Annotated in this window: 18 protein-coding genes; all 18 read left to right on the top strand. The window is 43.1% G+C overall.

Annotated features, from left to right (window positions below):
* Positions 1-7 precede the first annotated feature (7 nt).
* The 18 genes from FTT77_RS12285 to FTT77_RS12200 all read left to right on the top strand — a co-directional run bounded on the left by FTT77_RS12285 (position 8) and on the right by FTT77_RS12200 (position 16,024).
* On the top strand, positions 8-1,492 hold the full coding sequence (locus FTT77_RS12285; protein ID WP_180026377.1) for a DUF935 family protein: 1,485 nt from the start codon (positions 8-10) through the stop codon (positions 1,490-1,492).
* A complete protein-coding gene (locus FTT77_RS12280; protein WP_180026376.1) occupies positions 1,492-1,839 on the top strand; it encodes a hypothetical protein in 348 nt (115 codons plus the stop codon). Before FTT77_RS12285 ends, FTT77_RS12280 begins: the two co-directional genes overlap by 1 nt.
* Positions 1,817-3,019, top strand: coding sequence for a phage minor head protein (locus tag FTT77_RS12275; protein WP_180026375.1), 1,203 nt, complete (start codon positions 1,817-1,819; stop codon positions 3,017-3,019). The genes FTT77_RS12280 and FTT77_RS12275 overlap by 23 nt, the downstream gene beginning before the upstream one ends.
* A gap of 54 nt (positions 3,020-3,073) precedes the next feature.
* Entirely contained in the window at positions 3,074-4,048 is a 975-nt protein-coding gene (locus FTT77_RS12270) for a hypothetical protein (RefSeq protein WP_180026374.1), read from the top strand.
* Positions 4,048-4,431, top strand: coding sequence for a hypothetical protein (locus tag FTT77_RS12265; protein ID WP_078193411.1), 384 nt, complete (start codon positions 4,048-4,050; stop codon positions 4,429-4,431). Before FTT77_RS12270 ends, FTT77_RS12265 begins: the two co-directional genes overlap by 1 nt.
* 3 nt (positions 4,432-4,434) lie before the next feature.
* Complete coding sequence (locus FTT77_RS12260) at positions 4,435-5,511, top strand: major capsid protein (protein ID WP_078190824.1); 1,077 nt, start codon at positions 4,435-4,437, stop codon at positions 5,509-5,511.
* A 10-nt stretch (positions 5,512-5,521) separates the two neighbouring features.
* On the top strand, positions 5,522-5,878 hold the full coding sequence (locus tag FTT77_RS12255; RefSeq protein WP_180026373.1) for a hypothetical protein: 357 nt from the start codon (positions 5,522-5,524) through the stop codon (positions 5,876-5,878).
* Between the two features lie 7 nt (positions 5,879-5,885).
* A complete protein-coding gene (locus FTT77_RS12250) occupies positions 5,886-6,326 on the top strand; it encodes a gp436 family protein (protein WP_180005170.1) in 441 nt (146 codons plus the stop codon).
* Positions 6,327-6,333: 7 nt separating this feature from the next.
* On the top strand, positions 6,334-6,849 hold the full coding sequence (locus FTT77_RS12245; protein WP_180026372.1) for a phage virion morphogenesis protein: 516 nt from the start codon (positions 6,334-6,336) through the stop codon (positions 6,847-6,849).
* The gene (locus FTT77_RS12240; RefSeq protein ID WP_180109380.1) at positions 6,824-7,246 is read left to right on the top strand and encodes a hypothetical protein; all 423 of its coding nucleotides are present in this window, start codon (positions 6,824-6,826) and stop codon (positions 7,244-7,246) included. Before FTT77_RS12245 ends, FTT77_RS12240 begins: the two co-directional genes overlap by 26 nt.
* 9 nt (positions 7,247-7,255) lie before the next feature.
* Positions 7,256-7,426, top strand: a complete 171-nt coding sequence (locus FTT77_RS12235; RefSeq protein ID WP_180109379.1) for a hypothetical protein — start codon at positions 7,256-7,258, stop codon at positions 7,424-7,426.
* Positions 7,419-8,153 (top strand): hypothetical protein, encoded by a 735-nt coding sequence (locus tag FTT77_RS12230; protein ID WP_180109378.1) that lies wholly within the window; start codon positions 7,419-7,421, stop codon positions 8,151-8,153. The genes FTT77_RS12235 and FTT77_RS12230 overlap by 8 nt, the downstream gene beginning before the upstream one ends.
* 211 nt (positions 8,154-8,364) lie before the next feature.
* Positions 8,365-8,883 carry a Rha family transcriptional regulator gene (locus FTT77_RS12225; protein ID WP_180026370.1) on the top strand — a complete coding sequence of 173 codons (519 nt, stop codon included), beginning with the start codon at positions 8,365-8,367 and terminating at the stop codon, positions 8,881-8,883.
* A 41-nt stretch (positions 8,884-8,924) separates the two neighbouring features.
* A complete protein-coding gene (locus FTT77_RS12220) occupies positions 8,925-9,515 on the top strand; it encodes a hypothetical protein (RefSeq protein ID WP_180109377.1) in 591 nt (196 codons plus the stop codon).
* Between the two features lie 56 nt (positions 9,516-9,571).
* Positions 9,572-10,006 carry a hypothetical protein gene (locus tag FTT77_RS12215; RefSeq protein ID WP_180109376.1) on the top strand — a complete coding sequence of 145 codons (435 nt, stop codon included), beginning with the start codon at positions 9,572-9,574 and terminating at the stop codon, positions 10,004-10,006.
* A gap of 89 nt (positions 10,007-10,095) precedes the next feature.
* Positions 10,096-13,656: a tape measure protein gene (locus FTT77_RS17470; RefSeq protein WP_257224718.1), complete on the top strand. Its 3,561-nt coding sequence runs from the start codon at positions 10,096-10,098 to the stop codon at positions 13,654-13,656.
* The gene (locus FTT77_RS12205) at positions 13,653-14,057 is read left to right on the top strand and encodes a hypothetical protein (protein ID WP_180109375.1); all 405 of its coding nucleotides are present in this window, start codon (positions 13,653-13,655) and stop codon (positions 14,055-14,057) included. Before FTT77_RS17470 ends, FTT77_RS12205 begins: the two co-directional genes overlap by 4 nt.
* Positions 14,057-16,024: a hypothetical protein gene (locus tag FTT77_RS12200; RefSeq protein WP_180109374.1), complete on the top strand. Its 1,968-nt coding sequence runs from the start codon at positions 14,057-14,059 to the stop codon at positions 16,022-16,024. The genes FTT77_RS12205 and FTT77_RS12200 overlap by 1 nt, the downstream gene beginning before the upstream one ends.
* Positions 16,025-16,032 lie beyond the last annotated feature (8 nt).

Genomic DNA, 16,032 nt, shown 5'->3' with positions numbered 1-16,032 from the left:
TTTATTTATGGCTAAGAAAAGAAAAAATCCTGAGAATAAAAAGCCGGAGTCTGGTGCACTTTATTCTCATGAGGCTGAACAGGCTTTAATCAGCTATCTAACCAAAATGCCTGACGGTGATGAGGTGCTACGAAAAGCTGGTGTTACTCGTCCACGCCTAAAAGTCATGATGTATGACGATGAGATTTATCAGGCAATTGAAAAACGCCAAGATAAACTTGAGAGCGCGGCATGGCGTGTAGAACCAATGGATCGACCTGAATCTAAAATCATCATGGAGCATTTGCGTGAATGGTGGTCAGAGATTCTACTTGGTGCACAGAATGCTCGCTGGTATGGGTATTCAGTATTAGAAGCCATTTATACAAAGCCTGAGGAGCCGAGCTTGCATATTGATGGCGATACAATTACACCATTTATTGGGTTAAAGTGGATTGGTGAAAAACCTATGCAATGGTATGAGCCGAAAAATGATGGGCGTTTATTATTGCTCGCCAATTACAACGCAACTCGGCAGGATCAGGAAGTGGACCAACGGTTTAAGCACTTTCTGACACGTTGCAAATCTACTTATGAAAATCCATTAGGCGAGGCTTTATTAAGTCGACTGTACTGGGTGTGGTTCTTTAAAACATCGGGCTTCAAATTCTGGGCAAAGTTTGTAGAAAAATTTGGTTTGCCAATGCTGGTTGGTAAAACTGCTGGCAAGACTACAGATATGCGTGACGCACTACTCAAAGCTCATGCTAGCTCGGTTATTGCTCTAAGTGGTACGGATTCAGTTGAAATCCAAACTGCCAATACCAATGGCAATGCTTCTCAAACATTTGAAGTGTTTGATAAGAATCTTGAACGTCGTATACAGAAAGTCATCTTAGGTCAGACATTGACAAGTGGAACTGATGGAGCAGGCTCAAGGGCTTTAGGGGATGTTCATCTAGAAGTACAGAATGCGAAGTATAAAGCCGACGTGCGAATGATTATGCCTACGATCCAAGCCATTATTAATGCGCTATGTGATATCAATGGCTGGGAGCGTCACCGGGTTATCATTGGTGAAGAGAAGTCACTGGAAGAGCCTAAAGCAGACCGTGACGTGAAGTTAAAAAATGCTGGTGCAGTACTAACCCCACAATACTTCAAACGTGAGTATGGTCTGGAAGATGGTGATGTGATTGAGCAGGTATCTACTAGCTTCAACCAATTCTCAGCTATACCTAAACGTGCATTTAGCTTTAAAGCCCAGGCCAATAAACTTTCAGCTGAACAGCTAGAAGTTGAGGAATTAACCGATGGTCAAGCAGACTTGCAGCTTTTAAGTAATGAGCAGATAAAGCAGCTTGTTGTGGAATCTGATAGTCCTGAAGGCCTAGCATTCAATTTAATGCAGTTGATACCGTCTGTATCTGAGTCTCAGTTTAAAGCCAATTTAGATCAGGCTTTATATGCTGCAGATGTATTGGGGTACGCAACAGCACAGGGGGGGGAGTGATGAATAAGAAATGTGATTCGTGTCGCCGTGGCTTTAATGGCCGAAATGGTAATGGCTACTCGCCATGTAGTTGCAAAAAAGCTATTTATGCTACCCCCATGACTGCGATCGAGCATGAGGATTTTAAAGCGGCTATGGAAAAGGATTTACGTGAAAATCCTCTTTACTCTAAAAGAAATAGTATTGAGGCTATTCCTGATTTTGTGCCGCCACCCCCTTTGATTGCTCTGGATGATTCTGAATTTAAAATTATTCACCTATGGTTTTACCATGCCGCCATTTACTTTGTGTTGGGTTTAATAGTAGGGATTGTGGGGTGTTTATATGCAACCAGTCACGTTCCTTGAGGCGCTTCAGTACGCGCATGACAAAAAGATTGTGCTACCTGATGAATTTTACTCAATGGACTTAAAGACTCGGCAGATGGCGACAACTGTGAGCTTTCTATCAAGTCTAGAGCAAGTTGAGACAGTGATTAAGTCACTGAATAAAACATTGGCCAATGGAGGTACGTTTAACGATTTCCAAAAGCTCATTGTTGAGTCTGAAATCATTCTGCCAAAGCACTATTTGGATACAGTGTTTCGTACCAACATTCAAAGTGCTTATGGTCATGGACGATGGCAGCAACAGCAAAGGAATAAAGAAAAACGACCTTACTTGATGTATTCGGCTATCGATGATAGTCGCGTACGTCCCGCACATTTAGCTTTGAATCGTATTGTATTGCCAATTGATCATCCATTTTGGCTAACGCATTACCCGCCACTAGGCTTTCGTTGCAGATGTACTGTAATAGCTCTCACAGAGGCTCAGGCGCTCAAATACGGTATTACACCGGATGACAAGTTGCCGGAAGTTGCTGAGGCATTGGACTGGTCATCGCATCCTTTGCAGTTTGGTGATTTGGAAGCATTGGTTGATAAAAAGATCAATGTGTCAGTGCTAGATAAGGAATACCTCCTCGAGCAGAAGGAAGTCATCAAAGCTGAATGGACTGCATCGAAAAAGCTTACGAGCCTATTTGCTCCTATGGATGATAAGACTCGGGACCTATTCGATACGGTGGCCAAAACCGTTATTCCATTAGATCCATCGATTCGACCAAGTGCTATTCGTACTTTCTTGGACTATGTGCAAGGCAATGACCAGGCCATTACAGGTTATTTGAATGGCAAAGCTATTTCTAAGGCTGACCAAGTGCTTAAGCAATGGTTGGTTCAGGATATAGGAGCGATTCATGCTGTAGCTAAAAACACCTCAGGCGTTATTACCGGCACAACCACACTGGCTTACGCAGCTTCACTCGAAGTAGGCAAGGTGGTGACTTTGGATGCACCAATGCTTTTGGCAGGTCAGTCAAACATCATGATTCAGATTGAGAATGCCAAAGGCCTGGGGATTGATCTTGATCAGTTGAATGCCGGTGAAGGTGTCTTGCTACCTTTGGGAGTCTCATTTGAAGTTGTTTCGATGGAGATGGTTGAAGGGGTGATGGTTTATACACTGAAGGCATTGGTAAATTAAATTGAAATTAACTAGAGACCGTCCGAAAGGGCGGTTTTTTTATGGAGCATGAAAATGCCAGATCCAAATGAAGAGCGATTGAAGTATCTATTCAATGCTGCAGCTATTGAAGTCCCGAAGGCTGAAGAGGGGCAAAAACGAAAATTTAAAGGCACTGCTTATGCAGGTGGCCGTGTAGATGGTCATTGGTATTGGGGCCGTTCTGGTGTGGTCTTTGATCTTGATGGGATTGAGATTGATAAGCCAGCAGCCTTACTTGAAGAACACTTTAGCTCAAGTCGAATTGGTGTTGTTCAGACAGTAGATACAAACGGAAAGATTGATGTTTCAGGCGATTTTCTTACGAATGCTAAGGCGCAGGAAATTGTTCAGGACTCTGATGATGGCTTTCCATTCCAGATGTCAATGATGATTGATCCTGGATCTATTGAAGAAGTCTCGCAAGGCAAGACAGTCACTGTGAATGGTCAAGTATTTGAAGGTCCTATCACAATCTTCCGTCAAAACCGCATTCGTGAGTTCACGATCTGCTCGACTGGTGCCGATCGCAATACCTCAATTAAAGCCTTCTCAGGCAAAGCTAACCCTAACCCAACCAAAGAGGACACCGACGTGACCGAACTTGAAAAAGAAAAAGCTGCTCGTGAAAAGGCAGAGCAAGAACGCGATGCTGCACAAGCCGAACTTAAAAAATTCAAAGCCGATAAGCGTGAAGAAGACATCAAAGGCTTAGAAGCAGCAATGAATAAGCAATTCAGTGCTGAAGAAAAGAAATCCTATACGGAAATGGATGATGCTGCATTCGCATTCATGTCACAACAATTGAAGCAATTCTCTGCAGGTAATCAGCAATCAGCTGTTCAGCAACAACAGCCAGCACCGGGTGTAAATCCAGCATTTGCACACTTATTCACTCATCAAGCGAATAGCAATCAAAGTGGGCAACAAGGCCAAGGCGATCAGCAAGGTACAGCCTTAGATCATGCGTTTAACCAATTTGCTACAGCGCAACAAGGAGCAAAAAATTAATGGGAACCATTACTCAAACAATCACGACTACACAGCTTGTAGTCGGTGATGGCGTTCGTACGGAAAACGCCAAAGTAAAAACGGCGACTGCATATAAACGCGGTGATTTGTTGAAGGTGGCTACAAACAACCTCGCAGATCACCCCGTGGTAACAGAAGGTGTAGTTGGTGATTGGAATGCCATTGCCAATACAGATATGACTGTGGAGCAGGCTACGTACCATGCGGCCAATGGCCTGGAAATGCCAATTTACGTACAGGGTGCTTTTGATATTGCTGTGGTAACCGTGAATGGTACGCCGTTAACGGAAGCCCAATATGATGCGGTACGTGCCCAGGCCTTAATTAACAAAATTGAACTTCGTAAAGTCGTGGGGAAATAATCAATGAGTCAAACTTTTACATTTCAGAACGCTCCGGTTGAACTACTGGATGTACCTCAGTTGGTGTTATTAACGGATACCACTCAGAAGGTAGACACGTGGTTAATGGATCGCTTTTTCCCGCAGCGTGTGTCGTATACCAAAAAAGAAGTACCAGTGGGTGAACTAAATACAGCGACACCGCTTGCACCATTTGTAACGCCTACAGCAGCTGGTCGCCAAATTAAAGTCGGTGAGTCTGGTAACGTTAAATTCGTTAAGCCGGCATATTTAAAGCCGATGATGACGGTATTTCCAAGTGATGTGCAAAATACTGCGCTAATCACTCAACTGCGTAAATTTGGTGTGATTGCCACAGGTTCAAACCGTTTAAGTGATGCTGATCTATTGCTGATTGACCAAGCGCAAAAGGCTTTATATTTACGTCAATCGATTGAAAACCGAAAGTTGCTGATCGCCCGTGATGTTTTGCTATATGGCAAGACAACATTCGCTTCTGCTGACTTCCCAATGTATGAAGTAGATTATGAGCGTAATGCAGCTTGTACATTTGCTCCATTGATCAAATGGGGGCAAGCGGGTGCTACACCAGTAAAAGATATCCAGACCATGATTGATCTATCAGTAGAACATTCAGGTACTTCTCCAACAATGGCACTTACAACATCTAAGGTGTACAACACTTTAATTAAAGATCCAGAGTTTAAAGAGAAGTTCATTGCACCATATGCGGGTATTAGTGTTCCTTTGACTCCAACCTTTGATCAGATGGATAAACCGCAGTTCCGTGGTACGGTCGACAACATTGAAATTTGGACGTATGACGTTCAACACAGTATTGGTGGCGGTACACCGGATCGTTTTATTCCGGAAGACTTCTTTGGACTGATCTCTGATGCTAATGGTTGGATCGCTCACTGTGCTATCCAAAACGTAGAGGCTTTTGGTCAGGCTCTAGAGTTCTATCTAAGCCAATGGCAAGAAAAGAACCCTTCAAGCATTCAAATGCTTGCTGAATCATCTCCACTGGCGATTCCAAACAATAAGAATGGCCTGGTAGGCGGTCGCGGGTTCGTATAAGGAAATTATTATGACGAAGTACATTGCAAAGCAGTCACTTGGACCTTTTCGTCCAGGCCAAGAAATCACAGGGCTTGAAGCTAAACAACTTCAGGCCCTTTTAGCATCTGGAGCGATTGAAGAAGAAAAGGCTCCAGAAGAACCTAAGGCTGATGGTTCAGCCGCACGCTTAGTTGAACTGGAAAAAGCCAATACTGATCTTATTGCAGCAAATAAGCTGATGACTGATGAAAAGGTCAAATCGGATCAGGAAAATGGTGAGCTTAAAGCGAAGGTTGCAGAGCTTGAAAAAGCATTGGCTGCATCTGACGCTGCCCTGAAAAAAGCAGCTGCCGAAGCGAAAAAGGCTGCTACAGAAGCCAAGTAGGTGATCCATGTATGCGACTAAATCTGACTTGGTGGTGCGATTTGGTGATGAGCTAGAACAACTGTTAATGATGCTACCCAATGTCACCGCTGTAGATGATGCCATTCAGGACGCGACAGAGGAAATTAACGGTCACATAGGTGGCCGTTATTCTTTGCCGTTGCCAAATGTGCCAAGCAACTTAAAACGCATGGCATGTGATATTGCACGCTATCGCTTGTATTTCCAGCAACCAACTGAAGAAGTCCGAAAGCGCTATGAGGATGCAATCTCATTCTTAAAGCGCGTGGCTGAAAACAAGGCACATTTACAGATCCAGTCTGAGGAGTCGGACGAGATTATTGATGATGAGCCTACAAAGAAGCCAAGTACTTTACCTATCGGTAGTACTTATCGTGGTGGGGTATTTGGTGACGATGTCTTAAATATGATGCCTAGCATCAAGTGAGGCAATTATGGCGTTTGCAATCAAGATTGATTCAAATAGTTCAGCAATTGAGGCGGTAATGACTCAATTGCTGGATATTGATGCTGAAAAAGCTCGACTTTATGAAGATATTGGCCTGGCATTAACAACCAGTGTTCAAAAAAGATTCATTGGTGGGTTTGATGTTGATGGTAATCCATGGAAGATGTCTTGGCGTGCAAGCTTGCAGGGACGAGAGGGCATGCAAGGTGGTCAAACGCTACGTGATACTGGTCGTTTGATGAATTCTTACACATACAACGTTCTTTCGAATGGTGTTGAGGTAGGTACGAACGTCTTTTATGCGCCATACCTGCACTTCGGTGCTACGATTCTGCCAAAGACAAGCCAATACATTACCTTTGCTGTTGGTGGTCAATACAGAAAAGTAAAACAGGTGGTTAATCCTCCAAGGACACAATTAGGTATCAATTCTGCAGATGAAGAAATGATCCTAAATATCGTAGGAAGTTTTATTGATGAGTACCTTCTTCGCGGTACGTGATGAGATTGCAGAAAAACTGAAAGAAATTTCAGAATTTAAGCAGATTTATACCCCGCTAAATTCAGTAGTGGTCACAGAAATGTCGCAGGTCACTCCATCGGCGCATATCAACTTTGTACGCATAGACAAGAAAGCAAGCGCGGGTAAAGGGCGTATTAATCAGATAGGCCAACAGTGGGCGGTGACTGTGGCGTGTCGCAATGCCCAGTCACAGAAGAATGATGGTCGAGCAGTTAGCGATGAAGCGGGGCTTTTAACTGAAAAAGTTATTCAGCTTCTTTCGGGGTGGAAGCCGCAATCTTCTCGCACTGAATTAGACTTAATTTCTGTGCGTGATGGTTATAGTCCTGGGTTTGCATACATCACTATTATTTTTGAATCACAAAAATTTATTTAGGAGCCATTCATGGCAAAACAATATAAAGCCCGGCAACCCGTCGGGCGTTTTTCTGCCGGCGATATTGTTGGTGGGCTGACAGAGAATCAAATCAGCAAATTACTCGCAGATAAAATCATTGAAGAAGTGAAGCCATCTGCCCCAATTAAACCCGCTAAAGAGGTGAAAACCGATGGCTAAAAATTATATTTCACTCCAAGGTAAATTCTATTTATCTGAAATTGCAAATGGTGTTGCAGGTGCAATGCGCCATATTGGTAACGTGCCTGAATTTGAACTTGAAATCACAACTGATCAGGTTGAGCACACAGAAAGCACATCCGGTCAGCGTACAACAGACTTTGTGCTAACCAAGACCACAGGTGTTAACTTCTCGGGGCAACTTGAAGAAGTGGATGATGCCAACCTTCAGTACATCCTTTCAGGTATGAAGTCTGAAGTTGCAAGTGATACGGTGACTGACCAAGCCTTGGGTACCGTGAAAGTCGGTGAAGAAATAAAGCTCAATGGCTATAGCCTTACAACAGTTTCGTTTAAAGCTGGTTCTACAGCAGTGGATGAAAGCAAATATGACTTAGATGCTGTATTCGGCACTGTGATCTTTAAAGAGGCGATTACTGAGCCGGTCACTGCCACGTACACCACTGGTGCTGTAAGTCATACTACTATCGCTAGTGATTTCAACAAAGAATATGAATTGTTCTTTAAGGGGATTAACACTGCAACTGGAGACAATATGGCTGTTCGCTTATGGCGTACCAAAAAATCACCAGAAACCACTTTCCCATTGATTCACGAAGAACTTGGACAGTATGAAATTTCAGGTCAGGCTTTATCAGATGTCGGCAAAGGATCAGATGAAACACTTGGTCTATATGGCCATGTGGTGACAATTCCAAAAGCTTAAACCCATTCAGGCACAAAGAACTCCACGGCGCATAAGCGTCTTTTTTTGTGCCTGTGTTTTAGGTGACCCCCTGTAGGGTTTTACGAAACCCTTGACAAGAATCTATATTTTTCAAAGCGAAGCCGGCCTAACAAGTCGGCTTTTTTAATGCCTGCCTATTATTCCAAGTGCATTCGATAGATAGGTTCACACTCAACTCAAGGAGTTATACATGAATGCAAAAATTGAAGTTTTAAAAATTGTTGAAGTTGATAATGGGGTTCCTAAAACAACCACACTACAAATAGCCCTAGGTCTAGGTATTCAGCATAAGTCTGTAATTCAATTGGTGAGAAGTTATAAGTCAGACTTTGATGAGTTTGGCCCATTGGCATTTGAAATGCGGATGGGTGCACCACTTCCACAAGGTGGTTATGGGCACTCTTTACAGTATGCGGTGCTCAACGAGCAGCAAGCAACTTTACTCTTAACGTATATGCGAAACAGCCCCAAAGTTCGTGAATTTAAAAAAGCATTGGTAAAGGCGTTCTTTGAAGCTCGCGCCTTATTGCAGACTGATTACTTCTCACTTGTTCAGAAGCGCGAGGCCTTAAATGCAAAACTTGAATGCGAAAAAGATATCGCAAGTGCATGCGGAAAAGGCCTTTCTGAGTGGAAGAAACAGCGAGACACCTTGCAAACAGCGATAGCAAATGTAGATCGACAAATTCAACCATGTCTTTTCGATTAACAATCTATGCCACCTACGGGTGGCTTTTTCGAGATACCATCATGAATGATTTCTTTTTAGCGAATAACCGCTCGATCACAATTAAGGTGCTTGGTAATGATGTGGAAGTGAAGCAGCTGCAGATGCATAACTTTGATTTCTGGTCGCCTTACGCATCCGTTATTCGTGACAGCCTAAAGCAAAGTGATTATTCAGATTTAATCGGTGCAGGCCTGGTAAAAGATTATGGCGCTCATGTATTTCAACTTTGCTCAATGTGTACAAACACTGAAATGGAGTCGCTATTAGATCTCGCTGAATCAGATCCGTTGGAGTTTAGCCATCTTCTTAAACATGTGATCGAAGTAAATGGTGCATATTTCAATGAAGACGTTAAGCCAGGCCTTAAAATACGTAAGAATAAAGGTAGTGTTGAACAAACTTGGTTTGATTCATTCCAGTACTTGATAGCGTATGGCCATAGACATGACGATATTTTGCAAATGACCTATGGTGCTTTTATTGGCTTCTTAAAAGCGGCTGAAAAGTATCAACGAAACCGAGGCAAGTTTGATTCAAATATCATTCGAGCAGCGCAATATGCCGATAAAAAAGGCTTTACAGCGTTCCAAGTTGAGCTAAGTAAACATTGAGGTAAGTTACGGTTTTCACTTAATATGTGCTCAATAATTATATTGAGGGTTTTAGGATGGGCGTAAAGATTTGCAATAACTGTAAAAAGCCAATGCGGTTTGAAAGCACACATTGTAATAGTTGCGGGAGTGAGTATAAGCAATCCATTCCTAAGTGGATGATTATCTCAATTATACTTGCAGTGCTAATACTGAGCTTTGTTATTGCAACGCCTCGAACAAGCTCGCCATCGCCTGATAAGGTAGCCAAGACCAAGCTGATTGAGCAACAAACGCAGTCAAGATTGGCTTTGCAAGGTTATTTAAAAGATCCCACAAGCGCAGAGATTAGAAATCACAAGGGTAATTGTGGTCAGGTTAATAGTAAAAATAGTTTAGGTGCTTACACTGGGTTTAAGCGTTTCATAGCCACTCCTGCAATAGTTGTAATTGAAGGTGAAAATATAGAACCAGTGGAGTTCCAGAAAAATTGGGGCGTTTTTTGCCAATAGATAAATGTAAAAACTTTAGGTGTTTTTAACACCAATATAATCAGCTCACATTTGTGGGCTTTTTTATTCCCAGAATTTTGAGGTTCGCCATGTCCGGTAAAAATCTAACGTTTAAACTTATACTTGATGGTGATAGCAAAGGTCTGGTAGCTGCTGCAAAGCAGTCAGAAGATGTCACAAAAAAAGTATTTGAGACCATTCGAGCTGAAGCAAAGAATGTTCAAGTGGATGCTCTAGTTGGAGAGCTTAATAAAGCCACCAAAGAAATCAGCAACCTCGGTGATAAAAGTACAGTTAGCGCAAGCCAGCTTCGTGATATGTCGATGCAAAGCCAACAAATGATTGGAGCATTGAATACTGAGCTTGTAGGTGCTCAGGCCGAGCTTGTTGAACTATCGCAAACAAAAGCTACGCCGTCAGATATTCAAAATGCCGTTAATCGCGTTGCTGACCTTAAAACATCGATCCAAAGTGTTGAGGCTGCATTTGGTATTTATGAAGCAACTGCCACCGATGCAATGGTTGGCGTGGATAAAGCCGCAAGTAAAACTATTTCTGAAGTTCAAAAATTTACGTCTGTAGATTTAACCAATATTGTTTCTGAAGCTCAGAGCGCCACTCGTGCAATTGACAGTATGGGTGATGGTGCCGTTGTTTCAACTAAAGAGGTGGAACGAATTGGGCAGTTAGGTGCAACTGCAATAGATGCACTACAAAAAGAATTAACTGCGGCTAATGTGGCCTGGAAGGCTTTGGCGGATTCATCCGATGATGTTTCCTTGGAAGAATTAACTTCTGCCAAGACGAAGGTATCAGCTTTAGAACAAGCGCTAGAATTAGCGGAAACATCGATGCATGAATTTAGTCAAGCATCGCAACAAGCCATTCCTGTAGTTGATAGTTTGGATCAATCACTTGGAAATGCAAATCAAGAGTTGAATGAAACTGAAACAGCATCTCAGCGCGTATCAAATGAAATACAAGGTTTAAAAACAGGCTTTACGGCGTTAACCGGTGCGCTTGCTGCTCTTGGTATTGGTACATCTGCGATGGAAATTGCTCAAACTGCGGATGAATATAAAAATCTATCTGGGCGTATTAATATTGCGATCGGTGAGCATGGCAATCTACAAAAAGCCATGGATGATGTAAAAAACGTAGCAATTGCGACTAATTCAAATTTAACAGCTACAGGTGACTTGTATTCTCGACTAACCAAGATTGGTCAGGAAATGAAATGGCCTCAAGAGCAGGCTTTAGCTCTTACCGAAACTATTAATAAAGCAATTCAAGTGGGCGGTGGATCGGCGGCATCTAATGAAGCAGCTATTACACAGTTAAATCAGGCCTTAGGTTCTGGTGTTCTACGTGGTGATGAATTTAACTCCATGATGGAACAATCACCGAGATTAACTCAAGCGTTAGCAGATGGTTTAGGGGTAGCAACGGGTAAGCTTCGTGAGATGGCAGCAGAGGGTAAACTAACAACTGAGGTTGTGACCAAGGCTCTATTAAGCCAATCTGAAAAAATCAGTGCCGAGTATGCTAAATTCCCAGCAACGATTGGTGCTGCTATTGAGAACTTGAAAACAGCCTGGACTGTCTACATCGGTGAGGCGGATGCTGCTTCAGGGGTGAGTGAAAAAGTTGCCAATGCACTGAAATATGTTGCTGAAAATCTCGATACAATTGTTTCCACTTTAACCTTAGCTGGTCAGGCCTTTATTGCCTATAAAGCCCTAAATATTGCAAGCGTGTTTCTTGATAAAGCTGCAGGTGTGAGAGCAGCATCTACAGCGATTGCGCAAGAAACAACGGTAGTGGTTGCAAATACACAAGCACAAATTGCGAATGCGGCAGCTACACGTGGTGCAGCAACCGCTAAAACCCAACTTGCTGCCAATTCAGCAGCTGCAACCACATCAATGGCAACAACTGGCAGCTCGGTTATGACTTTAATTAGTCGACTTGGTGCGCTCGGTGTAGCTGTGACCGCTATTGGTGTGTTGATTCCGACCGTGGCCATGCCGATAGGCACAGCTATTGGGGAGGGAATTGCCAAACTTCAAGGGTATGGCAAAGCATTTGAAGAACTCGAAAGCCAGATTGCTTTAGAAACAGCAAGAGCAAAAGTTTCAGCAGAAATTAAGGCGGAGCAGGCAGCTGCAGCTGAAAAAGCACGAGACAAAACCTATCAACTTACAGAAGAGTCTAAAAAGTTAGTTGCAGAATTTGATGAGTTAATTAAAAAAGGTGAACCAACCAAAGAAGCTTTGGAAAAAATATCCAATGCTATGAAGTTTGATTCTACCAAGGGTATTAATGACTCAATAACTGCACTAATTCTTCTGCAAGAACAAGGAAAGATTACAAGTGAAGATCTTCAGCTAAGGCTTAGCCAGGCCTTGGATGGTAAAGATCTGTTGGTCTTTGAAACTAATGCTAAAGCTGCATTTGCAGGCACTTCCAAAGAAGCAGAAAAAACAGCCGCATTAACTGAAGCAGTGATGAAAGCCTCTTTAGAGCGTACAGGACTAAGTACTGAACAACTTAAGGGTCGATTCTCCGCAACTTTTCAATCTGCCGCTAATGATGTTCAGATCATTATTGGTAGCCTAGATCAGTACAAACAAAAGGGTATTGATACGGGTCTGGCATTATCCGCAAATCTCAATAGAGCAATTGATACCGCACAGACACGCGCTGAATTGGATTATGCAAAAAGTAAATTAATTGAGCTTGAAAAGCAGGGTTTAATTACTGGTGAGCAGGTTGCTCTTGGCTTAACTAAGATTGAGCAAAAAGCCAAACAATTACCTGCTGCATTAAATCCAGTACAAGCAGCTTTTAGCGCACTCGGAATTCAAACCAAAGAGCAATTAAATGATGCTGCGACAAGTGCTCAGCGTAATTTTGATGTTGTTAGTAAAAGTGGTCAGGCCACGGCTGATGCCATTAAGCAGGCTTATACGCAAATGCTCAATGCAACGATTGCAACTGGGGATAAAGCTCAAATTGCAATAGCACAAGCCAAAGCAGCTTCACTTGGCCTGGAAGTGCAAATTGATTCATCGGGTAAAGCATCAGTCAAAAGCTATGGTGAGCTTGAAGAATCAATTCATCGTGTTCGCCGTGCTTCAAGTAGCGCTGAAGATGGATTCCGTAACCTTGGCCAAACTGGTCGAGACGAAGCGGATTCAGTTAAAAGCGCGTGGGAAGAAGCTGTTAGTGCAGCATCGAGTGGAATGCATGAGACTCGAAAAGGTACCAAAGGCAAGATGGCTAAAAATGCCGGGGATATCGAAGCTGAGCTTAAAGCCATGGGATATTCAGATGCAGCTGCTAAACAGCATGCCAAGGATATCTATGAAGGCACCAAGGGCGTAAATGGCTACAAGTCGTCAGGCTTTGGATTCTTTGGTGGCTTAAGCAACGTGGAGCAAGTGAATCGAGAATTAGAGCGTATGCAGCAATATGCGCCTAATAATGTGTCGACTAAGGCTATGTCAGGTGCGGCTAAATCTGAACCTCAAACCACTATTCGCATTGAGGCTAATGGCAAATCTGTAGATGTTCAAACAGATGCGAGTAATAAGGACGCGTTATCAGAAATTTTGGCAACGCTAGGAAAAGTGAGTAAGGCATCGTGAAAATAAAACGCATCTCAACATCAGAAACCGTCTCAATTGAAGACGGTTTTTTTTGGTCTGATGAATTTAGCTGGAAGGCCAAAGAGCAATCTTTGGAATATGCCATGAATGGTACGCCGATTATTCAAGAGGGCACCAAGCTTTCAGGTCAGCCAATCACTTTAGAGCCTGCTGACAGTGGAATGGGGTGGACTTCGTTAAGTGTCGTTCGTAAGTTGCAGGCCTGGTCGGTACTGAATGAGCAATTTGAATTGCAGTTTGAGTGGGCGCATGACACACGGAAATTTAACGTGGTTTTTAATCATATTGACGGTGCTTTAGAAGCCACTGCCGTGAAAGGAATCCCGCCAGTATCTCTGAATGATCCTATGAATTTAACGCTCAGATTTTGGAGTGAGTAATGCCAATTGAAACCAAAGATTTAGTGATCTATCACGCTGAGCGTGACACCGATAATGCTGATGGTGGTGGGAAATATAACGGTCAGATTGTTGTAGATGGTCTGAGTAATAATCTGTTTAACGACATCTCTGAGTTAGATCGTACCGTCGGCGATGTATCGATGCGAAAGATCTTTCCGGCTGTGACCACGAATGACACCGACTTACTTATGGGTGCCACAGTATTTGTATCTGAGCTTCCCGAGGATCCAAACGTCTCAGCATTATTGTTTAGTACCGAGTCTTGGACCGATGAGCGCCAGGCCGCACAAAACCGAGTTGAAAACTATCTGGCCAAAGGTGGCCAAATTGCTGGCACACCTCTCGATACCCATTGGCAAGGCATGTCATCACTGCAAGTGGTAATGTTTCCACAAGAAACTGAATCCAGTGTTGGTGATACGATCGTGTTGATTTCAGATGAAGGAAAAGCACTTCAATTTGAACAGTATGTTCGAATTACCAAAGTTGAAACACGTATATCAGTCATGGTGATTGATAAGGAACGAATCGAATACAAAGTTGCGACTTACCAAATCAATGATCCATTAGAACGTGACTTTGTAGGCTTGTCAGCACGTCAGTGGTATGCAGGCGAGGCATCTAAAACTATTATTCGCGATACGCTTGTTGCTGATACTGGTTTGTATTATTCATCTACTCAATTGGCATCTGATGTTCATGTTGGTGAATACACGGTTAATGCGGACTCAATGTTTACGCAGCTCATTCCATCTGCTCAAAGTGAAACACCGATCATTGATGTCAATGCTGCAGGCGAAAGTGTTGTTTTGGTACCGGGTAGCGATGGTTTGATTACTGTGAATTATCCATCGCAAGCCGTGAGTGAAAGTCAGAACCTGTATTTAGGTTCAGCTGTAATGCCAAGTTCTGTGTCATTTAGCATGCAAGGCCAGTCAATCACAGATCAAGGTGGTTTGCTCAAGAACTCATTGGGTACACAAGTCGGTACAATCGACTATCAGCGTGGCCTGGTGAAATGGACCTCTGCTGCACCAACCGGCACCATGAGTTTAAACATTGCGTTTAAGCCGGCTGCCGCACCGAACCAGTATTACCAAAGCAGTGCTATTCCAGTGACTCAGAATAACCAAAGTACAAATTGGTCAGGTGTATTGATTCCGATTCCTGCGCCAGGCGCATTGTCTATTTCCTATATGTCTCAAGGTAAGTTTTATGAGCTTAAGGATGATGGATCAGGGCAGTTAAGAGCAGCAAATAGCTCCTTTGGTTCAGGCATGATCAATTACGAGACAGGATCATGGCTTTTAACTGCAGGCGCATTGCCTGATGTGGATAGTGTAATTCTGCTGAATTGGGGAACGCCGATCGTGACCTTTGTACGATCAAACTTAAGTGTTGAAAAAGCTGCCTTTGAGTTTGATCTAGGTCATCTAGGGGTATTACCAGGCGTGACGATTAATTGGCTGCTTGAAGGAGAAGCCAAAACAGCTACTTCTAATGCACAAGGTAAATTCACTGGTGATGCTGCTGGCTCAATTAATTATGCCTTAGGCAAAGGCAAGATTATTCCCAATAAACTGCCGCAAAAATCTACCGTTTTTAATGTGATCTATAACTTTGGTACTTCGCTTACGCAAACCAAGAATGATGTTACCCCAGACTCAAGTCAAAAGCTGGTATTCACGATTGGTACAGGCGCTGCGATTCAACCCAACAGTGTTGAGTTAGAAATTCCTGTGTCTACTGAGACGGGGAATCTTGAAACCAATGTATTGCTGACAGATGTGCCGGTAACAAGCTCGTTGGGGAATTTAGTGAATAGTCGTGGGGTGGTGCAGGGCTCAATTAACTATTCAACTGGCTTATGCGAAGTCACACCACAAACGGTTTACAAACAATTTATTACTAAATTTGAAGCAGCGGTTACCTACGGTACGGCTTAGGGGATTTT

Origin of the sequence: Acinetobacter sp. YH01010, from assembly GCF_013420775.1 — a bacterium.
GTDB lineage: Bacteria > Pseudomonadota > Gammaproteobacteria > Pseudomonadales > Moraxellaceae > Acinetobacter > Acinetobacter amyesii.
The sequence above is the reverse complement of the archived record's forward strand: the minus strand, read 5'-3'. Positions and strand labels throughout refer to the sequence as shown.